This is a genomic window from Variovorax gracilis (genome assembly GCF_030317115.1).
Lineage (GTDB): Bacteria > Pseudomonadota > Gammaproteobacteria > Burkholderiales > Burkholderiaceae_C > Variovorax > Variovorax gracilis.
Genome location: NZ_JASZYF010000009.1, coordinates 87,824 through 111,689, shown reverse-complemented (window position 1 = coordinate 111,689; position 23,866 = coordinate 87,824). Strand labels below are relative to the sequence as shown.

Annotated in this window: 25 protein-coding genes; 15 read left to right on the top strand and 10 right to left on the bottom strand. The window is 65.7% G+C overall.

Going from position 1 to position 23,866, the window contains the following annotated elements; genetic code table 11:
• Positions 1 to 3 precede the first annotated feature (3 nt).
• Entirely contained in the window at positions 4 to 393 is a 390-nt protein-coding gene (locus QTH97_RS18860) for an AraC family ligand binding domain-containing protein (protein ID WP_286569953.1), read from the top strand.
• Entirely contained in the window at positions 394 to 798 is a 405-nt protein-coding gene (locus QTH97_RS18855) for a helix-turn-helix domain-containing protein (RefSeq protein WP_286569952.1), read from the top strand.
• 45 nt (positions 799 to 843) lie between these two features.
• Here the strand turns inward: QTH97_RS18855 and QTH97_RS18850 are convergent, their stop codons facing one another.
• Entirely contained in the window at positions 844 to 1,272 is a 429-nt protein-coding gene (locus QTH97_RS18850) for a CBS domain-containing protein (protein ID WP_286569951.1), read from the bottom strand.
• 190 nt (positions 1,273 to 1,462) lie between these two features.
• Here QTH97_RS18850 and QTH97_RS18845 point away from each other — a divergent pair, with 190 nt between their 5' ends.
• The 5 genes from QTH97_RS18845 to QTH97_RS18825 all read left to right on the top strand — a co-directional run bounded on the left by QTH97_RS18845 (position 1,463) and on the right by QTH97_RS18825 (position 7,142).
• Positions 1,463 to 2,413 (top strand): 5'/3'-nucleotidase SurE, encoded by a 951-nt coding sequence (locus tag QTH97_RS18845; protein WP_286569950.1) that lies wholly within the window; start codon positions 1,463 to 1,465, stop codon positions 2,411 to 2,413.
• A 10-nt stretch (positions 2,414 to 2,423) separates the two neighbouring features.
• On the top strand, positions 2,424 to 3,110 hold the full coding sequence (locus QTH97_RS18840) for a hypothetical protein (protein WP_286569949.1): 687 nt from the start codon (positions 2,424 to 2,426) through the stop codon (positions 3,108 to 3,110).
• Between the two features lie 180 nt (positions 3,111 to 3,290).
• Positions 3,291 to 4,325, top strand: coding sequence for a putative 2-aminoethylphosphonate ABC transporter substrate-binding protein (locus tag QTH97_RS18835; protein WP_286569948.1), 1,035 nt, complete (start codon positions 3,291 to 3,293; stop codon positions 4,323 to 4,325).
• Between the two features lie 10 nt (positions 4,326 to 4,335).
• Complete coding sequence (locus QTH97_RS18830; protein WP_286569947.1) at positions 4,336 to 5,403, top strand: ABC transporter ATP-binding protein; 1,068 nt, start codon at positions 4,336 to 4,338, stop codon at positions 5,401 to 5,403.
• A gap of 5 nt (positions 5,404 to 5,408) precedes the next feature.
• Positions 5,409 to 7,142 (top strand): putative 2-aminoethylphosphonate ABC transporter permease subunit, encoded by a 1,734-nt coding sequence (locus QTH97_RS18825; protein ID WP_286570114.1) that lies wholly within the window; start codon positions 5,409 to 5,411, stop codon positions 7,140 to 7,142.
• Between the two features lie 27 nt (positions 7,143 to 7,169).
• Here the strand turns inward: QTH97_RS18825 and QTH97_RS18820 are convergent, their stop codons facing one another.
• Positions 7,170 to 7,385 (bottom strand): hypothetical protein, encoded by a 216-nt coding sequence (locus tag QTH97_RS18820; protein ID WP_286569946.1) that lies wholly within the window; start codon positions 7,383 to 7,385, stop codon positions 7,170 to 7,172.
• Between the two features lie 431 nt (positions 7,386 to 7,816).
• Between QTH97_RS18820 and QTH97_RS18815 the strand changes: the two genes are divergently transcribed.
• Positions 7,817 to 9,232 carry a DUF1254 domain-containing protein gene (locus QTH97_RS18815; RefSeq protein ID WP_286569945.1) on the top strand — a complete coding sequence of 472 codons (1,416 nt, stop codon included), beginning with the start codon at positions 7,817 to 7,819 and terminating at the stop codon, positions 9,230 to 9,232.
• A gap of 49 nt (positions 9,233 to 9,281) precedes the next feature.
• On the opposite strand, the gene QTH97_RS18810 is transcribed toward QTH97_RS18815, so the two are convergent.
• Positions 9,282 to 11,273: a PAS domain-containing protein gene (locus QTH97_RS18810; RefSeq protein WP_286569944.1), complete on the bottom strand. Its 1,992-nt coding sequence runs from the start codon at positions 11,271 to 11,273 to the stop codon at positions 9,282 to 9,284.
• A 297-nt stretch (positions 11,274 to 11,570) separates the two neighbouring features.
• Between QTH97_RS18810 and QTH97_RS18805 the strand changes: the two genes are divergently transcribed.
• Complete coding sequence (locus tag QTH97_RS18805; protein WP_286569942.1) at positions 11,571 to 11,798, top strand: hypothetical protein; 228 nt, start codon at positions 11,571 to 11,573, stop codon at positions 11,796 to 11,798.
• A 7-nt stretch (positions 11,799 to 11,805) separates the two neighbouring features.
• Here QTH97_RS18805 and QTH97_RS18800 read toward each other — a convergent pair whose 3' ends face one another.
• From QTH97_RS18800 to prpC, 4 genes are read right to left on the bottom strand one after another with little or no spacing between them, the layout of a single operon-like run.
• Positions 11,806 to 12,666, bottom strand: a complete 861-nt coding sequence (locus tag QTH97_RS18800; protein ID WP_286569941.1) for an isocitrate lyase/PEP mutase family protein — start codon at positions 12,664 to 12,666, stop codon at positions 11,806 to 11,808.
• Between the two features lie 16 nt (positions 12,667 to 12,682).
• Complete coding sequence (prpF, locus tag QTH97_RS18795) at positions 12,683 to 13,876, bottom strand: 2-methylaconitate cis-trans isomerase PrpF (RefSeq protein WP_286569939.1); 1,194 nt, start codon at positions 13,874 to 13,876, stop codon at positions 12,683 to 12,685.
• The gene (acnD, locus tag QTH97_RS18790; protein WP_286569937.1) at positions 13,876 to 16,470 is read right to left on the bottom strand and encodes a Fe/S-dependent 2-methylisocitrate dehydratase AcnD; all 2,595 of its coding nucleotides are present in this window, start codon (positions 16,468 to 16,470) and stop codon (positions 13,876 to 13,878) included. Before acnD ends, prpF begins: the two co-directional genes overlap by 1 nt.
• Positions 16,471 to 16,490: 20 nt before the next feature.
• Positions 16,491 to 17,660, bottom strand: coding sequence for a bifunctional 2-methylcitrate synthase/citrate synthase (gene prpC, locus QTH97_RS18785; protein ID WP_286569936.1), 1,170 nt, complete (start codon positions 17,658 to 17,660; stop codon positions 16,491 to 16,493).
• Positions 17,661 to 17,786: 126 nt separating this feature from the next.
• Between prpC and QTH97_RS18780 the strand changes: the two genes are divergently transcribed.
• Entirely contained in the window at positions 17,787 to 19,220 is a 1,434-nt protein-coding gene (locus QTH97_RS18780; protein WP_286569934.1) for a short-chain fatty acyl-CoA regulator family protein, read from the top strand.
• Positions 19,221 to 19,229: 9 nt separating this feature from the next.
• Here the strand turns inward: QTH97_RS18780 and QTH97_RS18775 are convergent, their stop codons facing one another.
• Both QTH97_RS18775 and QTH97_RS18770 read right to left on the bottom strand, forming a co-directional pair.
• The gene (locus QTH97_RS18775; RefSeq protein ID WP_286569933.1) at positions 19,230 to 19,793 is read right to left on the bottom strand and encodes a BPSL1445 family SYLF domain-containing lipoprotein; all 564 of its coding nucleotides are present in this window, start codon (positions 19,791 to 19,793) and stop codon (positions 19,230 to 19,232) included.
• Positions 19,794 to 19,874: 81 nt separating this feature from the next.
• Entirely contained in the window at positions 19,875 to 20,249 is a 375-nt protein-coding gene (locus QTH97_RS18770; RefSeq protein WP_286569932.1) for a response regulator, read from the bottom strand.
• Between the two features lie 106 nt (positions 20,250 to 20,355).
• Here QTH97_RS18770 and QTH97_RS18765 point away from each other — a divergent pair, with 106 nt between their 5' ends.
• The 5 genes from QTH97_RS18765 (at position 20,356) to QTH97_RS18745 (ending at position 22,833) form a co-directional block, all read left to right on the top strand.
• Positions 20,356 to 20,550 (top strand): hypothetical protein, encoded by a 195-nt coding sequence (locus QTH97_RS18765; protein ID WP_286569931.1) that lies wholly within the window; start codon positions 20,356 to 20,358, stop codon positions 20,548 to 20,550.
• A 157-nt stretch (positions 20,551 to 20,707) separates the two neighbouring features.
• Positions 20,708 to 20,914: a hypothetical protein gene (locus tag QTH97_RS18760; RefSeq protein ID WP_286569930.1), complete on the top strand. Its 207-nt coding sequence runs from the start codon at positions 20,708 to 20,710 to the stop codon at positions 20,912 to 20,914.
• Positions 20,915 to 21,360: 446 nt separating this feature from the next.
• A complete protein-coding gene (locus QTH97_RS18755) occupies positions 21,361 to 21,957 on the top strand; it encodes a BRCT domain-containing protein (protein WP_286569929.1) in 597 nt (198 codons plus the stop codon).
• A gap of 83 nt (positions 21,958 to 22,040) precedes the next feature.
• Positions 22,041 to 22,358 (top strand): hypothetical protein, encoded by a 318-nt coding sequence (locus QTH97_RS18750; RefSeq protein ID WP_286569928.1) that lies wholly within the window; start codon positions 22,041 to 22,043, stop codon positions 22,356 to 22,358.
• Positions 22,359 to 22,371: 13 nt separating this feature from the next.
• Positions 22,372 to 22,833: a universal stress protein gene (locus QTH97_RS18745; RefSeq protein WP_286569927.1), complete on the top strand. Its 462-nt coding sequence runs from the start codon at positions 22,372 to 22,374 to the stop codon at positions 22,831 to 22,833.
• Positions 22,834 to 22,887: 54 nt separating this feature from the next.
• On the opposite strand, the gene ppk2 is transcribed toward QTH97_RS18745, so the two are convergent.
• A complete protein-coding gene (gene ppk2 / locus QTH97_RS18740; RefSeq protein WP_286569926.1) occupies positions 22,888 to 23,751 on the bottom strand; it encodes a polyphosphate kinase 2 in 864 nt (287 codons plus the stop codon).
• Positions 23,752 to 23,866 lie beyond the last annotated feature (115 nt).

Below are 23,866 nucleotides of genomic sequence, written 5' to 3'. Positions count from 1 at the left end.
GACATGGACCGATCTCGCCGGCCCGGCGCACTGCATCAGACGCTCAAGGAGATCGACGAGGCGCGCTCGCCGGTCACGGGGCGCGCCACCGACTACCCTGTTGGCTGGCACATCGAGCCGCATGCGCATGCCAAGCACCAACTGATCTACGCAGTGCGCGGCGTCATGGTGGTGCAGGCGGAGGCCGGTCGCTGGGTCGTGCCTCCCACCCGCGCCATCTGGATGCGGGCGGGCATGACCCATGAGATCCGCTGCATCGGTGAAGTGCACATGCGAAGCCTGCAGGTGGCGACCGATGCCGCACCCAGGCTCCTCGGCGAGACGCAGGCCGTCGGCATATCGCCCTTGCTGCGGGAACTCATCCGCAGCGCCATGGAGGTGCGGCAACCCTAAGTGCCCGGCACCCGCGACGGCCGCGTCATGCGCTTGATCCTGGACGAACTGCGCGCACTGCCCGTGCTGCCGCTCCACCTGCAGATGCCGTCCGACCCGCGGCTGCTGCGCATCTGCGAGCGCCTGCACGAGCATCCGGATGACTCCTCCACCACGGTCCAGTGGGCGGAACGGCTGGCCGTGGATGTGAAGACCATCCAGCGCCTGTTCCTGAAGGAAACCGGGATGACCTTCGGCCAATGGCGGCAACAGTCACGTTTGCTGCGGGCACTGGAGTTGTTGGCGACGGGCGAGAAAGTCATCGACGTCGCCCTTGCGCTGGGCTACGAAAGCCCCAGCGCCTTTGCGACCATGTTTCGAAGGCAGTTCGACCAGACGCCCAGCCAGTTCTTTGCCGAGAGTTGAATGCCGGCTTGCCCCAAGGCGCAAGCCGGATGCCCGCGGCGCATTTCAGCTCTGGATGTACGCGCGCAGTTGGTCAATCGTCTGCTCGTGGTCGGCGATGATGTCATCCATCAGATCGCGGATGGAGATCATGCCGATCACGTTGTCGCCATCGACCACGGGCAGATGCCGAATTCGCTTCTGGCTCATCAAGGTCATGCACTCCCGCGTGCGTGAAGCCGGGGTCACGGTCATGACGTCGGGCGTCATGATGTCGGAGACTTTCGTCTCCTTGGAGTTCCTGCCCTGGAGTCCGACCTTGCGCGTGTAGTCGCGTTCGGAGACGACGCCAACGAGCTTGCCGTGCGCTACGACCATCAGCGCACCGACTTCGAAACGGGCCAGCAGGGCAATCGCTTCGAACACGGTGGCGTCCGGCCCGATGCACCATGGCGCCGAGTCGCGACGTTTGAGCAGTTCCGAGACGGGTTTCATGGCTCACTCCTGCGGTGTGGATGGCTTGGGCCACGCAAGAGCCGCGCCCACTCCATCTTTGTCACGACCGCGGTGATTTGCGGAGGCCGTGTCACGCCCGTGTCATTGCCCATGCCTAAGCTGCGCGGCGTGCTGCTGCTGCCGCACGATCGCCTTGCGGCGATTCGATCCACCTAGCTCCACCTTTCCCATGAAACTACGTCTCGCCGCGACGGCGACCTTGCTCGGCCTGGCCAGTCCGGCCTTCGCGCTCAACATCCTGCTGTCCAACGACGATGGCCTCACCAGCAACCTGAAGGCCCTCTACGAAGCACTCAAGGCCGAAGGCCACGACGTGATCGTGTCGGTGCCCTGCACCGGGCAGAGCGGCCGGGGTGCCGCGATCGTGATGTACAGCACCACGACGATCATTCCTGACAACGACAAGACCCAGATCGATGCCGAAGGCGGCTGCCACAACGGTGCCGCTGCCACCGGCGCACCGGCCGTCGGACCGTTCACCAAGGCCGGCTACGCCAACGGCGACTACAACTACGTGCACGGCACGCCGGTGATGGCCACGATGTATGGCCTCGACGTGCTGGCCAAGGCGCGCTGGGGCAAGGCACCGGACCTGGTGCTGTCGGGCCCCAACGAGGGGCAGAACGTGGGGCGCGTGGTCAACAACTCGGGCACCGTGGGCAACGCGCAGTTCGCCGCGGGACGCGGCCTCCCGGCCGTCGCCCTGAGCGCCGGCGCCGACACCACCGACAACGCCGGTCTGGCCAATGCCTATTCCAAGGTCGTGGCGCAACTCTCGGTCAAGCTGGTGAAGGAGTTGCAGGCCAAGGCTGGCACAGGAGCGCTCTTGCCGGAAGGGCTGGCGCTCAACGTCAACTTCCCCAATGCACCAACGGCAGGCCTGTCCTGGGCTTTCTCGCGCCACGGCAGCTTCGAGCTGTACGCCCTGAAGTTCAACAACACACCGCCCTACGGCATCGGAGGGGCGGCCGGCACGGCTGCCACCGCCGCTCAGTCAGAAGATGAAGCGCTGGTGTCGAAGACCAAGGTATCGGTCACTGCGATGCAGGTCGGCTTCGACCACCGGCCGGCGGGCCAGCAATGGCTGCGCCTGCGTCTGCGCGATCTGCTGGGCCAGTGAGATGCACAGCATGAATCGCATAGGCGCATGGATGGCCCCGTGCTGCGCGGCGCTGCTGTTGGCAGCTTGCGGCGGAGGCGGCGGCAACGGGTTCGGGACAACGACTCCCGCGGCCACGACGCCTGCACCGACGACGCCCAAAGTCAGCGTCGACGACCTGCCGACCGGCAGCTACGTCGTCAGCACCGGCGACGCCGACTCCCCCACCGTGGGCAAGTACTACGCCGCGGCGGATGGCAGCCGGCTGGTCGTATTCGGGGACAGCGACGACCACGCCAAGCAGGCGTACAAGCGCGACGCAGGCGGCGCGTGGGTCGGCGTGCCGGCCTCCGACAAGGACGTGACCGTGACCCTGCTGCAAAGCAACGCTCTCGCGGACGCGGGTGGGGACATCGCAAAGCTGGCCGGGCGCTACCGCACCGGGACGACGGCCGGCGTGGTGGCCGACTTCACCCTCACGGCGGAGGGCGCGATCGTTGCGGGAAGTTCAGTCTGCAAGCTCTCCGGCAAGGTGTCGGCAAGCGTGCTCCCGAACACGCTGAAGCTCAGTCTCTCGACAAGCACGGACGCCTGCGGCGGCCTGCCCGCAACCGCCTCGGGCGTGCTCGCGCTTGACACCGACTATGCACCCGCGAGGTTCCGCCTTCTGGCGGACAACGGCGCGCAGTGGGTCGACCTCTGGGCATTCGCCGACTGAGCGCACATCACGGGATTGCTGGTGGCAGCGTCCCGTGTCGTCGGGGCGCTGTCACTCCCCGCGGACCTGACAAACGCCTGTCACACACGCTGCGGATGATCCGCAGGTTGCGCGCGCAGCCGCGCGCCGACCCGGCAGTCCGCTGCCAGCCAGACCCCCCAAAAACCCAAGAGGATCTCCATGTTGCGTCGCACTTTTCAATGGGCCCTGCCCGCCGTCCTGCTGACCGTCGGCGTTGGCGCGGCCGCCCAGGGCCGTACCGAGTTGCTGGTCTACACCGCGCTCGAAGCCGACCAGGTGCAGGCCTACAAGGCGGCGTTCGAGAAGGACAACCCCTCCATCGAACTGAAGTTCGTGCGTGACTCCACCGGCATCGTCACGGCCAAGCTGCTCGCCGAGAAGGCCAACCCGCAGGCCGACGTGGTCTGGGGCCTGGCCGCCACCTCGCTGATGCTGCTCGACAAGGAAGGCATGCTGCAGCCCTACGCCCCGAAGGGCCTGGACGCCATCAAGCCCACGATGCGCGACAGCGCCAACCCGCCGAAGTGGGTCGGCATGGACGTGTGGTCTTCGGCCGTGTGCTTCAACACCGCCGAGGCGCAGAAGAGGAACCTGCCCAAGCCCACGAGCTGGGCCGACCTCACGAACCCGGTCTACAAGGGCCAGATCACCATGCCGAACCCCGCCGCTTCGGGCACGGGCTACCTGATGGTCTCGGGCTGGATCCAGATGATGGGCGAGCAGAAGGCCTGGCAGTACATGGACGCCTTGCACCAGAACATCGGCATCTACAGCCAGTCCGGCAGCAAGCCTTGCCGCCAGGCGGGCGCGGGTGAGTTCGCGCTCGGCATGTCCTTCGAGTACCGCGCCAACAAGACCAAGCGCGACGGCGCGCCCATCGACATCGTGCTGCCCAAGGAAGGCCTGGGCTGGGACATGGAAGCCACCGGCGTCATGAAGACGACGAAGAAGCCCGAGGCTGCGAAGGCCCTGGCCGACTGGGCCGTGACGAAGCAGGCGAACGAGCTCTACGCCAGGAACTTCGCAGTGCTCGCGCTGCCTGGCATCCAGGAGAAGCTGGAGTTCGTGCCGGGCGACGTCGAGAAGCTGCTCGCGAAGAACGACTTCGACTGGGCCGCGGCCAACCGCGAACGCATCCTCACCGAGTGGTCCAGGCGCTACGAGTCCAAGTCCGAGAAAAAGGCGCCGCAGTGACGGATCGCGCATGACGAGCTTTCTTTCCCTGCGCGGCATCGGCAAATCCTTCGGCAACACCCGCGTGCTCGACGGGATCGACCTGGACGTCGAACCCGGCGAGTTCGTGTGCCTGCTCGGGCCTTCGGGCTGCGGCAAGACGACGTTGCTGCGCATCGTCTGCGGCATCGAGCACGCGGACCACGGCCAGTTGATGCTGGGCGGCCAGGACATCGCCGGACTGCCGCCGGCGGCCCGCGGCTTCGGCGTGGTGTTCCAGTCGTACGCGCTCTTTCCCAACCTCACGGCGGCGCAGAACATCGCCTACGGCCTGCAGCCGACCGGCGCGCTGGCGCGGGAGATCGCCAAGCGCTCGCGCGAAATGCTCGACCTGGTCGGCCTGGCCGCGCACGCCGACAAATACCCGGTGCAACTCTCGGGCGGCCAGCAGCAGCGTGTCGCGCTGGCTCGCGCCCTCGCCCCCAATCCGCGCCTGCTGCTGCTGGACGAGCCCCTGTCCGCGCTCGACGCGCAGGTGCGCACCAGCCTGCGCAGCGAAATCCGCGCGCTGCAGAAGCGGCTCGGCGTCGTGACGATCATGGTCACGCACGACCAGGAGGAAGCGCTGTCGATGGCCGACCGCGTGGTGCTGATGCACGACGGCCGCATCGAACAGGCGGGCACGCCCGATGACCTCTACCACCGCCCGCGCACGCGCTTTGTCGCGAGCTTCGTCGGCCGCATGAACATGCTGCCTGCAACCGTGCTGCCCGACGGCAGGATGCGTGTGCGCGACAGCGAACTCGTCTGCGCGCCCGGTGAAGTCGGCGTGGGCGCGCAGGCCACCATCGGCATCCGGCCGGAGCATGTGGTGGTGCGCCGCTTCGGTGATGACGTGGGCATCAACAGCTTCGCGGCCCGTCTTCTGGACACCGAATTCTTCGGCAATCGGACGGCCGCGCGCCTGGCCTGCGAGCCGCTCGGCATCGAGATCGAAGCCGACCTGCCGGCCGATCATCGCGGCGCGGACCCGCTGGTGCCCAGCAGCATGGTGCACATCCAGCTGCCGCAGCACGCGCTTTCGGTGCTGACGCGTTGAGTGCCATTGCGCACGTCGAACCCGTGGGCGCCGCGTCGACGATCCCTGCTCCCGCGACAGACCTGCCGCGCCAGCGCAGCGCCTTCGACCGCGACCGCTGGCTGACCGGCGCCGGCGTGCTGCTCGCCGTCGCCTTGCTGATCGTGACCGTGGCGCTGCCGGTGGGAGCGCTGGTCGGCCAGAGCTTCTTCGATCGGGCAGGCGCGTTCGTCGGCCTCGCGAACTTCGCTCGCTACGCCGAGAATCCCGCGCTCGTCCGCTCGGCTTTCAACAGTGTCTGGCTCTCGGTGGTCAGCGCCGTGCTATGCACCGGCATCGCCTATGTGTACGCCTACGGGCTCACGCTCTCGTGCATGCGCGGCAAGGGGCTGCTGCGCGCCATCGCACTGATACCGCTGCTCGCACCATCGCTGTTGCCGGCCATCAGCCTGGTCTACCTCTTCGGCAACCAGGGCGTTTTCAAGGGCTGGCTCGGCGACGTGTCGATCTACGGGCCATTGGGGATCGTGCTGGGCTCGGTGTTCTGGACCCTGCCGCATGCATTGCTGATCCTCACCACCGCGATGGCCACGTCCGATGGCCGGCTCTACGAAGCGGCCCAGACGCTCGGCGCCTCGCGCTGGCGCATCTTCCGCACCGTGACCTTGCCGGCTTCGCGCTACGGGTTGATCGTCGCAGGCATGGTGGTGTTCGTGCTGGTCATCACCGACTTCGGCGTGCCCAAGGTCGTGGGTGGCCAGACGGGCGTGCTCGCCACCGACATCTACAAGCAGGTGGTGGGCCAGCAGAACTTCCAGATGGGCGCGGTGGTCGGCTTCGTACTGCTCATTCCGGCCGTGCTGTCCTTCCTGGTCGAGCGCCGGGTGCGTCGCAGGCAGGCTGCGGCATTGTCCGCACGCGCCACGCCCCACGTGCCGGAGCCTGTGCCGGCGCGCGACCGCGCGCTGCTGGCCGCCTGCGTGCTGATCGCCTCCTGCATCGTCGTGATGATCGGCATGGCGGTGTTCGCCTCGCTGGCGACCTACTGGCCCTACAAGCTCACACCCTCTCTCAAGAACTACGACTTCAGCAACATGGACGGCGGCGGCTGGGGCAGCTACTTCAATTCTCTGCGGCTTGCCGTGTGCGCTGCGCTGGCAGGTGCGATCGCCACATTCGTCTCTGCCTACCTGGTCGAGAAGCCGCGCCACTTCGGCCTGCTGCGAGAGGGACTGAACCTGCTCGCCAATCTGCCGCTCGCCGTGCCGGGCCTGGTATTGGGCGTGGGCTACATCTTCTTCTTCAACTCGCCGTCGAATCCGCTGCGAGGGCTCTACGGCGGCCTGGCGATTCTCGTGATCTGCACGGTGGCGCACTTCTTCTCGGTTGCGCACCTGACGTCGCTCACGGCGTTGCGTCAGCTCGACCGCGAGTACGAACTGGTGTCGGAGTCGATGGGCGTTCCCTTCTGGCGCACGCTCTGGCGCGTGCACCTGCCGGTGGCGCTGCCGACCGTGTTCAACGTCGCGGGCTACTTCTTCGTCAATGCCATGACCACGGTCTCGGCGGTGGTCTTTCTCTATTCGCCGCAGACCACGCTGGCCGCGATCGCGGTGCTGAACATGGACGATGCGGGCGATGTGGCGCCGGCGGCGGCGATGGCATCGCTGATCATGCTCACCGCCGCCATCGGACGCGGCGTCTTCGCATTGGCGGGCCGCTCGACGCTCGCGAGGACCCAGGCCGGGAGAAATCGATGAGCTTCGCGGCTGCTCGGTTCGGCTGGTTCAGTTTCTCAGGGAGCCCGCTCCATCGCCCCAACGCGCCGCGCGGAGCCACTGCGGCGGGCCCGCTCGTTCGGCGGATGCGCGGCGCTCGCGCGCTTCCAAGGTCTCGAGGGCATTCACATCCTCGATCAACTGCTGCACATCGGGATCGCCCTCTCCGTAGCGCCCCTGCATCTTGACGACGAGGTGCTTCAGCCTGTCCAGTTCCTTGCTCATTGAAATGTTCCCCCGGGGCAAATGTCCATTAAAAAAGACGGCCGAGCCGCCTCTTGCCTCTACGCTACGCCTTGTCATTCGTTTCAATCAGTCTTCATTAGTCGCAAAACGCTTCGCGGCCTGACCTCTCTGGTCAACTGTTGCTCCGAGGGGCGACCTGGGTGCATATTCCGCGGCTGGGGCTCTTGCGCCCGACTGTGCGCGGGCCCGTCGCGATGCTTCTGTTGTGGGATGTCCGGATGAACCGAATCACGTCGAGCGTGGTAGCCGCGTCAGGCCTGCTGGTCGCGTGCTCAGGCGCGTTGCTCACGGGTTGCGCCAGTTCGGGTGACACGACTTCGGCGCTCCCCCCGTCAGACGGGACGAGCGCCAGGCCGGACACCGCCCAGGCCGCGCGGATCAGGCGTTTCGATGCCCTTGCGAACAGCCCCATGGCCGAGAACCGGCCCACGCCGGCGACAGCGGTGCAACTTCGCGACGAGTTGCTCTTCCAGCGCGCCACGCAGACCTACCTGTGGGCCTTGCCGCTGGTCAACACCATGGGCATGAAGACCGGCTCGGAGAAAGCCTTTGGCGCCGGCTACAACGTGCTGCCTGTGTGGAAGAAGCGCCTGGACGCCAGGACCCTGGTGACCACGCCCAATTCCGACGTCATCTACGCCATGAGCTATCTGGACCTGGGCAAGGAAGGACCCATGGTCCTGGAGGCGGCGCCCGGATTGCAGGGCATCCTGCTCGACTTCTGGCAGCGGCCGATTCCGGTCGATGGTGGCAGGTTCTTCGGCGACGTCGGGCTACCGGGGCCCGATGGCGGCAAAGGCGGCAAGTTCCTGATCCTGCCTCCGGGCTACAAGGGCAAGGTGCCGCGCGGGTACTACGTCTACCGCTCGGGCACCCACAACGTCTTCGTATTCCTGCGCTCCTTCTACCAGGACCCGAAGGATCTCTCACCCGCCGTGAGGGTGATGGAAGCGACCAGGATCTATCCACTGGGGTCGAAGGCTCGCAAGCCGATGCAGTTTCCGGATGCGTCGGGTGTGCCGGCCAACATGCTGCCGGCGAGCGATGCCAGCGCCTTCGATCAACTCAAGCTGCTGGTGGACAGCGAGGGCACCAACCTGGCCGACCCCGACTGGCGAGGAATGCTGGCCACCGTGGGCATCGTGAAAGGCCGGCCCTTCGAGCCCTCGGCGGACCGTCGCGCCATTCTCGATCGCGCTGCCAGGACGGGCTACAAGATGAGCCGCGTGGTGGGCTTCGAGGAGGTTGTCAGCGGTCGCAGCTTCCGCGTCTATCCCGATCGACGCTGGTTGAATCCGATTGCCGATGGGACCACCACCAATCCAAGCGGGCCACTCGACCTGTCGTGGCATCGCACCAATGGCGCCTACCTGGATATGGATACCCGCATCTGGTTCTTCACCGACTACTACTCCGTCAGTCCGGGGATGATTTCGCAGGTGCCGGGCAAGGGGGCGAAATACATGATCGCCTTCGTCGACGCCCGCGGTGTCCCGCTTTCCGGCGGGAGCAGCTACAAGCTGAATCTGCCACCGAACATACCGGCCGCCAACTTCTGGTCGGTGACACTTTACGAGGCCGAGAACGGATCGGGCCTGGCCAATGGCCAACCCTTCCCCTCCCTCGGCTCGCGGGACAAGCCCGCAGCGAATGCGGATGGCAGCACCGATCTGTACCTGGGCCCCCGTGCGCCCGGCGGCAAGGAGGGCAACTGGCTCGCGACAGTCCCCGGCAAGGGGTACTTCGCCATCCTGCGCCTTTACGCGCCGACCGAAACGGCGTTGGACAACAGATGGAAGCCGGGTGACATCGAGAAGTCGAACTGACGTGAAAGCGGATGTGCTCGGGCCCTGGACCGATTGGCGATGGCGCGGGTCACCGGGGCTTGACGCTCAGTGCATCGGCCAACGCTTCGAGGCTGTACGGTTTCAGCAGCAGGCGGAATTCCGCGTTGTGCATTCCGGCCGCCGCTCCGGCATACCCAGTGGTCAGCACGATCGGCATCCCTGGTCGCCGGCGCCTGATCTCGCGAGCGAGGTCGAGGCCGCTGACGCCGCCGGGCATCATGATGTCCGAGAACACGACGTCGATGCTTCGCGCATTGGCCAACGCGCCCAGCGCCGCGACAGGGCTTGCCGCGTGGATGACCGTGAACCCCAAGTGCCCCAGCATCTCGCGCGTGAGCGCCGCGACTTCCGCGTCATCTTCGACGAGAAGCACTTGGCGGCCGCTGCCATCGCCGCGAAGAGGAGGCGCGCTCGATGCATCGACAGGCACGGGCGGCTTCTGCAGCGAGCGAGGCAATAGCAGGGTGACTGTGGTGCCGGCCTGAATCCGACTGTCGATCCTGATCTGGCCGCGGGATTGCTGCGCAAAACCATAGACCTGCGGCAACCCCAATCCCGACCCCTTGCCAACCTCCTTGGTCGTGAAGAAGGGCTCGAACACACGTTCCAGAACTTCGGGCGGCATCCCGCTCCCCGTGTCGGCGACGGAAAGCTGAAGGTAGGCAGTCGGCACACCCTCCTCTGCCGCTTTCATCACGTTCCTGGCGTCGACGGTGATGACGCCGCCCTCAGGCATCGCGTCCCGTGCGTTGGCGAAGAGATTCAACATCGCCAGCTCGAACTCGCCCACATCGATCTCGACCGGCCACAGATCGGCTGCGAAGTCCATCTCCACACGGATGTCCCCCCGCAGCGAGTGCTCGAGCATTTCGCGCATGCCCTGGAGCTGGGCCGCAAGGTCGATCGACTCGGGATTGATCGCCTGCCTGCGCGTGAACGCCAGCAGCTGGTGCGTCAGTCCCGTTCCCCGCGCCACGGCACGGCGCATGGCTGCGTGGATGCGCTCCCGCTGCTCCGCCGTCATGTCGCGCTCCAACAGGTGCAAACCGTTGGCAAACACGGCCAGCAGATTGTTGAAGTCGTGTGCCACGCCTCCGGTCAGCCGACCGATGGACTCCAGCTTCTGGGATTGGCGAAGCGCCTCCTCGGCCTTTCTCAGGCGCTGCTGGTCGAGTACGCGCTCGGTGACGTCGTACACGAACTGGTACGCGCCGATGCGCGCGCCGCTTCCCTCGCGCAAGGTGCTGTAGCGCATCTCGTAGAACCGGCGATCCCTCGCCGGATCTCCGAATTCGCCGATCTCCACGAATTCCTCCCCGCCCAGCGCGCGGCCCCATACGCGCTTGACGGCGGCCTGCTGCTCGGGCTGCGAAGCGAGCATTTCCAGCATGCTGTCGCCGACCTTGGGCCGAAGGCCGAAGATGCGCTCGAACTCGTCTGCCGCCGCCCGGTTGATGGCAAGCCACCGATAGTCGAGATCGGCCACCTGGACGAAGGCATTGGTGCCTTCCACGATGTCGGCCAGGAGCTTGCGCTGCGCGAGCGCTTCGCTCACCCGACGTTCGAGCGTCTCGTTCAGGTCACGCAGACCGCGCTCTGCCAGCACCCTGCGGGTCGTCTCCGAGACCGCACAGAACATCCCGGCGATCACGCCGCTCTCGTCCCGCAGCGGCGAATAGGAGAAGGTGAACCACGTCTGTTCGTCGTAGCCCTTGCGATTCATCACGAGCGGCAGGTCCTCGCGATAGATCGCCTGGCCCGCCATGGCGGCATCGATCAGCGGGCTGATGTCCGACCATATCTCCGACCAGATGTCGTGGAAGCGCATGCCCAGGGCGCGCGGGTGCTTGGCGCCGAGGATTTCGGCGTAAGAGTCGTTGTAGAGGAAGCCGAGTTCGTCGCCCCACGCGACGAACATGGGGAAGCGCGATTGAAGAAGGAGCCCGACGACCGTCTGCAAGGGCTGCGGCCAGGCTTCCGGCGGGCCCAGCGGCGACTCCGACCAGTCGTGCGAACGCATCAATGCACCAACGGCACCGCCCCCGTCCAGGAATCTGGCGGTCCGACCTGTCGCTGGCAATCCTGAATCGGACATGCTCACTGGTCAGCGCGATCCGGCGAAGGCGCTGACGCAACGATCACTCCGACACTCCTGGCTTGAAGCACAACTTGTCTCATCCCGGTTTTGCAAAGGCGCGGCGCACCCTCTCGGCGACGAATGTATCTGAGCGTGCCTTGCATTGAATCGGCGGGAACCCGCACTAAGGCGCTGCGATGCCGGTGTACATTGATCGACCATGCACAACGAACGCAACACATGGCACGACCGAACGAGTGGGTAAAGAAGGTCCTCGTGCTGCTACAGGCCGGGAACACCACGGCGGCGATTGCCCAGATCAAGGTGGCACCGAGCGCGAAGGACGTGCGCGCGCTCCAGTCCGCACTCGAAGCCGGCAACCTGTCGGCGCGATGGCGCGACGTCGACGAGGCGCTTCAGAACAGCTTCGACGCGCTCTCCGCGCCGCGCCTGCACCGGTCGCCGTAGCGGCGGTTCACGTGTAGCGCTGTTCCAGCGCGTCCCATTCCGGCTTGCCGACAAGACGTTGCCGCTCGGCGAACGGCACGACCAATGCCGGGTCTTCGTCCATGCGCCCGGCATCGCGCAGCACCGTCAGCGCCTTCTGCATGCCCGCCACCGCGCCCTGCAACGCCGCATTGGCGTAGAGCACGATGCCATAGCCGAGTTGGCCCAGTTCCTCCGCACCGAAGATCGGCGTCCTGCCGCCGATCACCATGTTCATCAAGTGCGGCTTGCTCAATCGCTGCGGCAACGCACGAATCTCGTCCGCCGTGGTCACCGCCTCGACGAACAGGATGTCGGCACCCGCCTCCGCGAACTTCCCGGCTCGTTCGAGGGCGGCCTCGAAGCCCTGCGTGGCACAAGCGTCGGTGCGCGCCATGATCAGGAAGTCGGGATCGTGCCGCGCGTCGACCGCCGCCTTGATCTTGCTCACGGCCTCTTCGGTCGAGATGACCTCCTTCCCCGAGAAATGGCCGCACCGCTTGGGCGCCACCTGGTCTTCGAGCTGGATGCAGTCGGCGCCGGCACGTTCGAGCACGCGCACGGTATGGCGGACATTCAGCGCGTTGCCGAAACCGGTGTCGGCATCGACGATCAAGGGAACGCTCACCGCGTCGCGAATGCGAGCCGTGTGGTCGGCGATCTCGTGCAGGCCCATGAATCCCTGGTCCGGCATGCCGAACCACATGTTGGTGACGCCGGCGCCGGTGACGTAGATGGCCTCGTAGCCCAGGTCTTCGATGACCCTGGCCGACAGCGCGTTGAACGCGCCCGGCACGATGACGCCACGGCGGGCCTCGACCAGGGATCTGAGTTGCTTGCGGGTGGACATTCGTGATTCCTGCGATTCAAAAACTGTTGCCAGGCACGCGAACGTAGCCTTCCATCAGCACACGGGCACTGCGACTCATCGAGGCCCTGGTGACCTTCCACTGGCCGTCGACGCATGTCGCCTCGGCGCCCACACGCAGCGTGCCCGAGGGGTGGCCGAAGCGCACGGCCGTGCGCGCGCCGCCACCGGCCGCGAGATTCACCAGCGTGCCGGGGATCGCGGCCGCCGTACCGATGGCCACCGCCGCAGTCCCCATCATGGCGTGGTGCAGCTTGCCCATGGACAAGGCGCGCACCAGGAGATCGACGTCGCCAGCCGCGATCGTCCTGCCGCTGGACGCCGTGTAGCCAGCGGGCCTGGCGACAAAGGCGATCTTGGGCGTGTGCTGGCGTTGGGCGGCTTCGTCGATGTTCCGGATCAGGCCCATGCGCAACGCGCCGTGCGCGCGGATGGTCTCGAACATCGCCAGCGCCGCTGCATCGCCATTGATCGCATCCTGCAGCTCGGCGCCGGTATAGCCGATGTCCCCCGCGTTGACGAAGATGGTCGGGATGCCGGCGTTGATCAGCGTCGCCGTCAACGTGCCGATACCGGGCACTTCCAGTTCGTCCACCATGCGGCCGGTCGGGAACATGGTGCCGCCCCCTTCTCCGTCGCCCTCGTCCGCGGGATCGATGAATTCGAGCTGCACCTCGGCGGCCGGGAAGGTCACGCCGTCCAGTTCGAAATCGCCCGTTTCCTGCACGGCACCGTCCGCAACAGGCACGTGCGCCACGATGGTCTTGCCGATGTTGGCCTGCCAGATTCGCACGGTCACCACGCCGTCGCGCGGCACACGCTCCGGATCGACGAGGCCGTTGCTGATCGCAAACGGCCCGACCGCTGCCGACAGGTTGCCGCAGTTGCCGCTCCAGTCCACGAAAGGCTGGTCGATGGACACCTGTCCGAACAAGTAGTCCACGTCGTGATCGGGACGACTGCTCCTGGACAGGATCACTGTCTTGCTGGTGCTGGACGTCGCTGCGCCCATGCCGTCGATCTGCTTGCCGTACGGATCGGGGCTGCCGATCACGCGCAACAACAGCGCATCGCGCGCGGGACCGGGCACCCTTGCGGCGTCGGGCAGGTCGTCCAGGCGGAAGAACACGCCCTTGCTGGTGCCGCCACGCATGTACGTGGCCGGGATCTTGATCTGTGAGATGTGTGGCATCAGTCGGATTGTGCGGACGCAAGAAAGTCCTGCGCAAAACGTTGGAGCACGCCTCCGGCCTCGTAGATCGAGGCTTCCTCGGCCGTGTCCAGCCGGCAGGTCATGGGCACTTCGACTCTTTCGCCATTCTTGCGGTGGACGACCAGCGTCAAGTCCGCGCGTGGCCGGCGTTCGCCCACCACGTCGTAGGTCTCGGTGCCGTCCAGGCCCAGCGTCAGACGGTTGATGCCGGGCTTGAACTCCAGCGGCAGCACGCCCATGCCGATCAGGTTGGTGCGGTGGATGCGCTCGAAGCCCTCGGCCGCGATGGCCTCCACGCCCGCGAGCCGCACGCCCTTGGCCGCCCAGTCGCGCGAACTGCCCTGGCCGTAGTCGGCGCCGGCAATGACGATGAGCGGCTGCTTGCGCAGCATGTAGGTCTCGATGCCTTCCCACATGCGCACGACCTCGCCTTCGGGTTCGAGGCGGGTCAGCGAACCCTTCCTGACCTTGCCATCGACCACAGCCATTTCGTTGACGAGCTGCGGGTTGGCGAAGGTCGCGCGCTGTGCCGTCAGGTGGTCGCCGCGATGCGTGGCGTAGGAATTGAAATCTTCCTCGGGCAAGCCCATCTTGTGCAGGTATTCGCCTGCCGCGCTGTCCGGCAGGATCGCGTTGGACGGCGACAGGTGGTCGGTCGTGATGTTGTCGGGCAACACGGCCAGCGGGCGCAGGCCGTGCAGCGTGCGTTCGCCGGCCAACGCGCCTTCCCAGTAAGGCGGGCGGCGGATGTAGGTGCTTTGCGGGCGCCAGTCATACAGCGGACTGGTCTGCTCGTCGGTGGCCACGCCGATCCTGAACATCGGGTCGTAGACGCGGCGGAAGTGTTCCGGCTTGACGCTGCTGGCGACGATCGCATCGATCTCGGCATCGCTCGGCCAGATGTCCTTCAAGCACACGGGCCGGCCTGCGGCGTCGAAGCCGAGTATGTCCTTCTCGATGTCGAAGCGCACGGTGCCGGCAATGGCATAGGCCACGACCAGCGGCGGTGACGCCAGGAATGCCTGCTTGGCATAGGGGTGGATGCGGCCGTCGAAGTTGCGGTTGCCCGACAGCACGGCCGTGGCGTAGAGGTCGCGGTCGATCACTTCCTTCTGAATGACCGGATCGAGCGCGCCCGACATGCCGTTGCAGGTGGTGCAGGCAAAGGCCACGATGCCGAATCCCAGCTTTTCCAGTTCCGGCAGCAGGCCGGCTTCTTCGAGGTACAGCTGCACGGCCTTTGAGCCGGGCGCCAGCGAGGTCTTGACCCAGGGCCTGCGCACGAGGCCGCGCGCATTCGCGTTGCGGGCCAACAGGCCGGCAGCGATCACATTGCGCGGATTGCTGGTGTTGGTGCAACTGGTGATGGCAGCAATGATCACTGCGCCATCAGGCATCTGGCCGGGCACTTGCTCCCACTTCGCCGCGATGCCGCGTGCGGCCAGGTCCGAAGTCGGCAGTCGTTTGTGCGGATTCGACGGACCCGCCATGTTGCGCACGACGCAGGAGAGGTCGAAACGCAACTCACGCTCGTATTCGGCGGTGAGCAGCTGATCGGACCACAGGCCAGCCTGCTTCGCGTAGATCTCGACCAGGCGAACCTGTTCGTCGTCGCGACCGGTCAGGCGCAGGTAGTCGATGGTCATCCGGTCGATGGAGAACATCGCCGCCGTGGCGCCGAACTCCGGCGTCATGTTGGAGATGGTCGCGCGGTCGCCCAGCGTCAGCGCGGACGCGCCCTCGCCATGGAACTCCAGATAGGCACCGACGACCTTCTGATCGCGCAGGAACTCCGTCAGCGCCAGCACGATGTCGGTCGCCGTGATGTGGGGCTGCGGCTTGCCGGTCAGCTCCACGCCGACGATGTCGGGCAGCCGCATCCACGAAGCGCGGCCCAGCATCACGCTCTCGGCTTCGAGGCCACCCACGCCGATCGCGATCACGCCGAGTGCGTCCACGTGGGGGGTGTGGCTGTCGGTTCCGACCAGCGTGTCCGGGAAGGCCACGCCGTCCTTCGCGTGGACCACCGGCGACATCCGCTCGAGGTTGATCTGATGCATGATCCCGTTCCCCGGGGGGATCACCTCGACGTTCTTGAAGGCCTTTCGGGTCCATTCGATGAAATGGAAGCGGTCTTCATTGCGCCGGTCTTCGATGGCGCGGTTCTTGGCGAACGCATCCGGATCGAAGCCGGCGAACTCGACCGCCAGCGAATGGTCCACGATCAGCTGGGTCTGCACCACAGGGTTCACCTTGGCCGGGTCGCCGCCCCTGTCCGCGATCGCGTCGCGCAGGCCGGCGAGGTCCACCAGCGCGGTCTGGCCCAGGATGTCGTGGCACACCACCCGCGCCGGGAACCAGGGGAAGTCGCGTTCGCGCTTGCGCTCGATCAACTGCAGAAGCGAGTCGTTGAGGATGGCCGGGTCGCAGCGACGCACCAGGTTCTCTGCATGCACGCGCGAGGTGTAGGGCAAGCTGGCCCACGCGCCAGGCCGGAGGCTGTCGACGGCCTCGCAAGCGTCGAAGTAGTCCAGCGCGGTGCCCGGCAGTTTTTTTCGGTAGGAGGTATTCATGCGTGGGAGCGGTTCCCTTGTCAGCGGCGGTCGCCGATGGGCAGGAAGGCCAGGTCTTCGGGCCCGGTGTAGTTGGCGCTCGGGCGAATGATCTTATTGTCGATGCGCTGCTCGATGACGTGCGCGGCCCAGCCGCTGGTGCGCGCGATCACGAACAACGGCGTGAACATGCCCGTCGGCACGCCCATCATGTGATAGCTGACCGCACTGAACCAGTCGAGATTGGGGAACATCTTCTTGGCATCCCACATGACCGACTCGAGGCGCTCCGCGATGTCGAACATCTTGCTCGACCCCGCTTCATCCGACAGCGACCTGGCCACGCCCTTGATGACGACGTTGCGCGGGTCGCTCACGGTGTAGACCGGATGTCCGAAGCCGATCACCACTTCCCTGGCCTCGACGCGGCGGCGGATGTCCGCTTCGGCCTCGTCGGGCGAGTCGTAGCGCTTCTGGACCTCGAAGGCGACTTCGTTCGCGCCGCCATGCTTGGGCCCGCGCAACGCGCCGATGGCGCCTGCGATGGCCGAGTACATGTCGCTGCCGGTGCCTGCGATGACGCGCGCCGCGAAGGTCGACGCGTTGAACTCGTGCTCGGCATACAGGTTCAGCGAAGTGTGCATGGCGCGCTCCCACGCGGCGCTGGGCCTGGTGCCATGCAGCAGGTGCAGGAAGTGCGCACCGATGGAACCGTCGTCGGTTTCCAGTTCGATGCGCCTGCCCTGCGTGGACCAGTGGTACCAGTACAGCAGCATGGAGCCCAGCGAGGCCATCAGCCGGTCGGCGATGTCGCGCGCGCCCGGCGTGTTGTGGTCGTCCTTCTCGGGCAGCGTGCATCCCAGCGCTGAGACGCCGGTGCGCATCACGTCCATCGGATGTGCGCCTGCCGGAATCTGCTCCAGCGCCGACTTCACGCTGGCCGGCACTCCGCGCATGGCCTTGAGCCTGGCCTTGTACGCGCGCAGTTCGGCGGCGGTCGGCAGCTTGCCGTGGACCAGCAGGTGCGCGATCTCCTCGAATTCGCAGACTTCGGCGATGTCGAGGATGTCGTAGCCCCGGTAGTGCAGGTCGTTGCCGGTTCGGCCCACGGTGCACAAGGCGGTGTTGCCGGCCGTGACGCCCGAGAGCGCAACGGACTTCTTGGGTTTGAAACCTGCGGGTGCGGGTCGGGTGGCGGTGGGTGTTGTCATACTTCGCAATCTACGCACAATCAACAGCCTGCGGAAGAACTGAAAGAGCGAATCTTTGCGAATGAGAATCCTCGAAATTGAGAATATTGCGAATACTGCGAATTGCACAGACCCTTGGAGATGACGATGAAGAAGACTTTCATGGGTGTGCGCCTGCGCAAGCTGCGAGCGGAGCGCGGCATGTCACAGGTCGCGCTGGCCAACGCTCTCGGCCTCTCGCCGAGCTATCTGAACCAGTTGGAGCAGAACCAGCGGCCGCTGACCGTTGCCGTCCTGTTGAAGATCAGCCGCACGCTCGGCGTGGACGTGCAGCAGTTCTCCGAGGACGAGGAAGCTCGTCTGGTGGCCGGCATGCGCGAGGCCCTGGCGGACAACCCGGGTGGGGAGCCAGTGGCATTGCCGGAACTGCTGGAGATCGCCTCGCAGATGCCCGTCGTCGGCCGGGCGCTGCTGGCCCTGCATCGCCGCAACATCGATGCAACGCAGCGCCTCGAAGCCATGGCGCTGCGCCTGGGCGATGATCGCGCGGACATCGCGCCATCGCGTCCCATGGCCTTCGAGATGGTGCGGGACTTCTTCTTTGCCCACCAGAATCATTTCGATGAAGTGGACCGGGCTGCGGAGGCGCTCGCGACCGAAGCGCGCGCCAAAGGCGGGCCGCTGCCCGAATGGCTCAGCCAACGACTCATGCAGGAACACGGCGTGCATGCGGTTCCATCACATGACGATGCCGACGAAAGCCAGCGGGCCTATGAACCGGGCAGCCGGACACTGCGCTTGTCGGCATCGCTGGAAGGCGGACAAAAGGCGTTCCAGCTGGCGACGCAACTCGCGCTGCTGGAGCAGTCCACGCTGCTGGATGCGCTGGTCGACACGCCGGACTTCCGGAGGGATTTGCAGGCGCGAACCCTGGCGCGCATCGGTCTGGCGAACTACTTCGCGGGCGCCTTGCTGCTTCCCTATGCATCGTTCCTGAAAGCCGCCGAGACCTTGCGCTACGACATCGACAGGCTCTCGCGCCGCTTCGGCGTCGGCTTCGAAACCGTCTGCCATCGCCTGAGCACGCTGCAGCGGCCCGACGCGCCGGGCGTGCCCTTCTTCTTCATCCGCGTGGACCGCGCCGGCAACATCTCCAAGAGGCAGTCGGCCACTCACTTCCACTTCTCGAAAACGGGCGGCACCTGTCCCTTGTGGAATGTGTACGAGGCTTTCTCGCAGCCGGGCAAGATCCTGCCGCAACTGGCGCGCATGCCGGACGGTCGAACCTATCTCTGGATTGCTCGCACCGTCTCGAAAGACCAGGGCGGCTATGGCGCACCGAGCAAGACCTTCTCGGTGGCGCTGGGCTGCGACATCCGTCATGCGCCGCGGCTGGTCTATTCCCGCGGCATGAACCTCGACGACCCGGAGATCGCCACGCCTATCGGCATGGGATGCAAGGTTTGCGAGCGCACTCGCTGTCCGCAGCGGGCATTCCCGTTCGTTGGCCGACCGCTCGATGTGAATGAGAACGAAAGCCGGTTCGCTCCCTATCCGGCCGGTCCAACAGGCTTTGCGTGATGACCAGGATCAGAATTCGAGCTTGTTGACCTTGGTGCCGTCGAGGCTGAGGTTGGCCATCAGGCCCGCATTGCTGAGGGCATATCCGACGACGGGCTGCTGCATGGTCTGGGTGTCAACAGCGGCCGATGCACCGACCTTGAGCATGGTGACCGAGGCATCGGCGCCGGCCGTCCAGCCCCTGCTCGCGCGAAACTTGTCCAGCGACTCCTGCGTCATGAAGAGCACGAAGACGGCCTTGGAGTCGGCGCCGGCCAGCAGGCCGACCGATGCCGCGGTCGTGCTGTAGTAGCCGTCCGTCTTGCCGCCGACGCGCAGCGCACCCTGGCCGTAGGAGCCACCGATGCCCAGTCCGGCCGAGACCACTGCCGGGAATACGAGCACTCCCTTCGCCTTGCCGGTCATCTCACGCGAGCCGGGCGCCTGGGTGTAGAGCTTGGACAGTGCGCTGTCGACAGATGCATCGATGCTGGCGCGCTTGGCGGCCGGGTCGCCGCCCGTAGTGGAGGTGGTGGTACATGCCGCTGCGAGCACGGCCAGAAGTGCTCCAGCCAGGAAAGATCGCTTGTCCATGACACGTCTCCTGAAGTTTGACCGACCATTCTGCGCCCCTGGCCAAGAAGTTCAAGGCGCGGATTCCTACATGCGGAGGGCTTACCGGTGGATGTCCAGGCAAAACTCGAAGAACGCCTCCAGCTCGGTCGACTTGTCGAAGAAGGCATCCGCGCCGGCCTTCAAGCAGGCTTCCCGCATCACGTCCGTCGAATAGTTCGTTAACACGGCAACGCGCTGCCGGGGTTCTCGTCCGTTGCACCACTCGATCACGCCGAGGCCATTGCCTTTCTCCAGGAAGAGGTCGACGACCGCAAGGTCCCATTGCCCCTTGTGCTTGCCCAGCCACGCGATCGCTTCGTCCTCGGACTCGGCAATCGCCATCACGCTTGCCGATCCCAGGTCCGCCAGCGCAGGGACAAGATGCTCCCGGATTTTGTGGTTGTCTTCCACGAGGAATACGGATAGAGCTGCCATGGAAATCCTGCCTTGTTTGACACCACCGTAACGCTTCCCGTTTGAACGTGAGTGGGCGCTCAGGAGTTGCCGGAGTAGGATCGCAACGCACACACAAGGGTCAGGCATGGACAAGAGGGGCGCGCAACTTCAGGCCCGGCTGAAGTGGGAAGTCGCTTGCGAGCGGATGGCAATCGCCTTGAATCCGCCGCCCGGCGTCGCACGCGACGGCGTGCACGACCTCGAGGCTGCCCTGGGCCTGGTGCAAGCGGCGCTGGAAGAAGTCAGGGAGGCCTTCAAGGACAGCCCCGAAGGCCACTGAAGCGAAGCTGGCCAACATAGGCGGATCAATGCCCAGGGACAACGCGGTGCGCCCGGGTGGCCGATGCTGCACGCAAATGAATGCCGGCGTAGCTGCTCCGCTGCCGACGAACGCCGCAACAATGGCGGGTTCCCACTCCAATTGTCGGAGGCACGACATGGCCGATACGAGCTTCGAGCACCACGGGCATCAAGTCGAAATCAGGGCCTGGCAGGCGGAAGCCCGTTGGGCATGGTCGTTCCAGATCGATGACAGGCAGCCGGTCGAGAACGTTCAGACCGGCGCGCGGTCGGAGGAATCGGCGCTGATCGAGGCAAGGCACGAAGCCATCGCGGCGATCAAGACGCTGCACGACAAGCCGTAGCTCCGCCCGGATCTCGTTTCATGGCTCCTCTCGGCGAATCTCCCCACTTTTGGGGATGTACGTACGCGCCAGGAGCCAACACACTGCGGCCCAACCAAACTTGAGTGGGACTTCCGAATGGATTGGGTGGACTGGTTGCTCGTAGTTGCCGTCGTCGCGTGCGCCGGCGCCGGGTGCGTTTCCGTGATTCTCCCGACGAAGCATCGCGGATGGAAGTCGTTGAACGATCGGATGGCCGCACAGGTCACGCAGTCCGCCGAGCTGGTGAGCGAGTGCTCCGGCAACGGAAACAGCGGCGGACGTCTCTCCACGATCCGTTGACCGAAGGGCTGCGGATCGTCGTCGCAGCGATGCTGCGCGTTCCGGCAAGGCCCTGGCTGGTACATTGCCTCCAGATCCGGGAGTGCAACTGCATTCCGAGCCCAGCCCCGACAGGAGACCCAGCCATGCGACACGCGATCGAAAAGCTGATCGGCATCATGGAAGCCATGGTCGCTGATGATCATCTTCACGATCTGGAGATCGAGTTTCTCAAGGCCTGGCTGGCCCAGTACCCCGACGTCGCGCAGCTGTGGCCCGGCAGCGCAGTCAGCGGCGCGATCGAAACCGTCCTGGCGGACGGCCATGTGAGCGAGGACGAGCGCGCCTACCTGATGACCACGCTCAAGCAGCTGGCTGCGGGGGAATTCGTGTTCAATGACCGGGACGGCGCGGCCGAATTCGCGCTTCCGCTGGACAACACCGTCGAGGTCGCCGTGCGCGACTCGCTGGTCTGCCTGGCGGGCGATTTCCTTTATGGAACGAGGCCCGCATGCGAGCGGCTTCTGGAACGGGCTGGCGGATGGCCGGCGGCGGCAGTCAGCCGTAACGTGCGCTACCTGGTGATCGGGTCCAAGGTCTCGCCGGACTGGGCCGGGACGCCCCTCGGCCAGACGATCAAGGATGCGCTGGCCTTGCAGCAGGCTGGCCACGCCATCGCGATCGTTTCGGAGCGGCGCTGGCTCGAATCCCTCGCGACACGAGCCACGCCCCGAGCAACGTGAGTGCCTATCAACATTGAGGTTGACGGCCGCGACGGCTGGGCGCTCAATCGAGCCATCCCCCGACAACGACTGGAGCGCCATGCATGAAGACCTCTTCAGTCGCGGCGTTGGTCGTCGCCTGCGCATTCGTTCTCGGCTGTGACATGCAGCCGAGCGTCCTGTTCGTGGCAACCGGAAGCGCGTTCCACATGCTGCAATTGACGGATGCGCAGGAAGAATGCGCCAGCCCGTTTCGCATCTGCTACCTCAATTCCTGGGACGGCGGGACAGCCCGGGGTTGCTGGGTCCGCGAACAGACCAACGTCCGCGCCCGCTTTTCGGGCACGGAGGACAAGCTGATCCCCGTGGTCGAGTTCCGCCGCACGACGCTGGCCGACTACCGGAATGCCGAGTTGGAATAGAGGAGGCCCGGCCATGTACCAGCGAATCCTTGTCCCCCTCGATGGCAGCGACACGTCGCTGGCCGGCCTCGACGAGGCGGTGCGCCTGGCCCGGCTCCACGGTGCCACCTTGCGGCTCGTGCACGCGTTCAACACCTTCAAGCTCAGGCCGGGCCATGCATCGCACGCTTCCTATTCCTCGCTGCTGCCCAAGATGAAGGCGGAAGGCGAGGAGCTTCTGCAGCGAGGCCGCGAACGCGCGGAGCGCGGCGGCGCGAAGGTCGAGACGATGCTGCTCACCTCGCTGACCCTGAGCTTGTCGGAACTGGTCGCGGAAGACGCGCAGGGCTGGAAGGCCGATCTCATCGTGGCCGGAACTCGCGGCCGCAAGGGCATCGAACGCATCCTGTGGGGGAGCCAAGCGCAGGACGTCACGCGCATGGCGACCATGCCTGTCCTGCTGGTCCAGGCCCCCGAAACCGACACGAATGACTAGCCCGGGCGGGCAACGCTTCGCGCCGTGGCTCCGGTTCTCGAAGCCGCCTCCCCTTCAGTACTTTTCCTCGATGTACCTCACCGGATGGGTGGACTCGCGATGATCGTTGATCTTGCGCTTGGGCAGCTTCACCTTCTCCCGCGGCGCCTCGCGATAGGGAACCTTGCTCAGGAGATGCGAAATGATGTTGAGGCGCGCACGGCGCTTGTCGTCGGACCGCGCGACGTGCCAAGGCGCGAACTCCGTGTCGGTCGCCGCGAACATGTCGTCCCTCGCACGTGAATAGTCGTTCCAGCGGCTGTAGGACTTGATGTCCATCGGCGACAGCTTCCAGACCTTGCGCGGGTCATGGATGCGGGCCTCGAGGCGTCGCGTCTGCTCCTCGTGGCCGACTTCCAGCCAGTACTTGAGCAGGATGACGCCCGAGTCCAGGATGGCCCGCTCCACCAGCGGCACGCCGCGCAGGAACTCCTGGGCCATCTCCTCCGTGCAGAAGCCCATGACCCGCTCCACGCCGGCGCGGTTGTACCAGCTGCGATCGAAGATCACGACCTCGCCCGCGGCCGGCAGGTGCGGCAGGTAGCGCTGCACGTACATCTGGCTTTTCTCGCGTTCGGTCGGCGCCGGCAGCGCGACCACCCTGAACACCCGCGGGCTCACGCGTTCGGTGATCGCCTTGATGGTGCCGCCCTTGCCGGCACCGTCGCGTCCCTCGAACACGATGCAGACCTTGAGCCCCTTGTGCACCACCCACTGCTGCAACTTGACGAGTTCGACGTGCAGGCGCTCGAGCTCCTTGTCGTACTGACTCTGCTTGAGCCGGCCCTTCGACGGTTCGGCGTCCTTGGCCTTGGCTTCATCGCGGTCGGTGACCGGATCGTGCTCCTGCTTGTCCGTCGGTCGGTGCTTCAACTGCATGGCATCCACCTCGCTCTTCTACGTCGTTCCCCTCAAGGTAGCGCAGTGCACAGGGCGCGCAAATCCTACTTTGGTCGGATTTCCACGCCGGTGTGCGACGGAGCAAGCTCATGCC

Bases quoted from the DNA above. Each gene is read 5' to 3' on its own strand.
- QTH97_RS18780 (WP_286569934.1), top strand. From the start codon at position 17,787: ATGAAGAAGACTTTCATGGGTGTGCGCCTGCGCAAGCTGCGAGCGGAG.
- prpC (WP_286569936.1), bottom strand. From the start codon at position 17,660: ATGACAACACCCACCGCCACCCGACCCGCACCCGCAGGTTTCAAACCC.
- QTH97_RS18820 (WP_286569946.1), bottom strand. From the start codon at position 7,385: ATGAGCAAGGAACTGGACAGGCTGAAGCACCTCGTCGTCAAGATGCAG.
- QTH97_RS18830 (WP_286569947.1), top strand. From the start codon at position 4,336: ATGACGAGCTTTCTTTCCCTGCGCGGCATCGGCAAATCCTTCGGCAAC.
- prpF (WP_286569939.1), bottom strand. From the start codon at position 13,876: ATGCCACACATCTCACAGATCAAGATCCCGGCCACGTACATGCGTGGC.
- QTH97_RS18840 (WP_286569949.1), top strand. From the start codon at position 2,424: ATGAATCGCATAGGCGCATGGATGGCCCCGTGCTGCGCGGCGCTGCTG.
- QTH97_RS18775 (WP_286569933.1), bottom strand. From the start codon at position 19,793: ATGGACAAGCGATCTTTCCTGGCTGGAGCACTTCTGGCCGTGCTCGCA.
- QTH97_RS18845 (WP_286569950.1), top strand. From the start codon at position 1,463: ATGAAACTACGTCTCGCCGCGACGGCGACCTTGCTCGGCCTGGCCAGT.
- ppk2 (WP_286569926.1), bottom strand. From the start codon at position 23,751: ATGCAGTTGAAGCACCGACCGACGGACAAGCAGGAGCACGATCCGGTC.
- QTH97_RS18750 (WP_286569928.1), top strand. From the start codon at position 22,041: ATGAAGACCTCTTCAGTCGCGGCGTTGGTCGTCGCCTGCGCATTCGTT.
- QTH97_RS18805 (WP_286569942.1), top strand. From the start codon at position 11,571: ATGGCACGACCGAACGAGTGGGTAAAGAAGGTCCTCGTGCTGCTACAG.
- QTH97_RS18815 (WP_286569945.1), top strand. From the start codon at position 7,817: ATGGCCGAGAACCGGCCCACGCCGGCGACAGCGGTGCAACTTCGCGAC.
- QTH97_RS18835 (WP_286569948.1), top strand. From the start codon at position 3,291: ATGTTGCGTCGCACTTTTCAATGGGCCCTGCCCGCCGTCCTGCTGACC.
- acnD (WP_286569937.1), bottom strand. From the start codon at position 16,470: ATGAATACCTCCTACCGAAAAAAACTGCCGGGCACCGCGCTGGACTAC.
- QTH97_RS18770 (WP_286569932.1), bottom strand. From the start codon at position 20,249: ATGGCAGCTCTATCCGTATTCCTCGTGGAAGACAACCACAAAATCCGG.
- QTH97_RS18765 (WP_286569931.1), top strand. From the start codon at position 20,356: ATGGACAAGAGGGGCGCGCAACTTCAGGCCCGGCTGAAGTGGGAAGTC.
- QTH97_RS18800 (WP_286569941.1), bottom strand. From the start codon at position 12,666: ATGTCCACCCGCAAGCAACTCAGATCCCTGGTCGAGGCCCGCCGTGGC.
- QTH97_RS18810 (WP_286569944.1), bottom strand. From the start codon at position 11,273: ATGCGTTCGCACGACTGGTCGGAGTCGCCGCTGGGCCCGCCGGAAGCC.
- QTH97_RS18755 (WP_286569929.1), top strand. From the start codon at position 21,361: ATGCGACACGCGATCGAAAAGCTGATCGGCATCATGGAAGCCATGGTC.
- QTH97_RS18860 (WP_286569953.1), top strand. From the start codon at position 4: ATGGACCGATCTCGCCGGCCCGGCGCACTGCATCAGACGCTCAAGGAG.
- QTH97_RS18760 (WP_286569930.1), top strand. From the start codon at position 20,708: ATGGCCGATACGAGCTTCGAGCACCACGGGCATCAAGTCGAAATCAGG.
- QTH97_RS18745 (WP_286569927.1), top strand. From the start codon at position 22,372: ATGTACCAGCGAATCCTTGTCCCCCTCGATGGCAGCGACACGTCGCTG.
- QTH97_RS18850 (WP_286569951.1), bottom strand. From the start codon at position 1,272: ATGAAACCCGTCTCGGAACTGCTCAAACGTCGCGACTCGGCGCCATGG.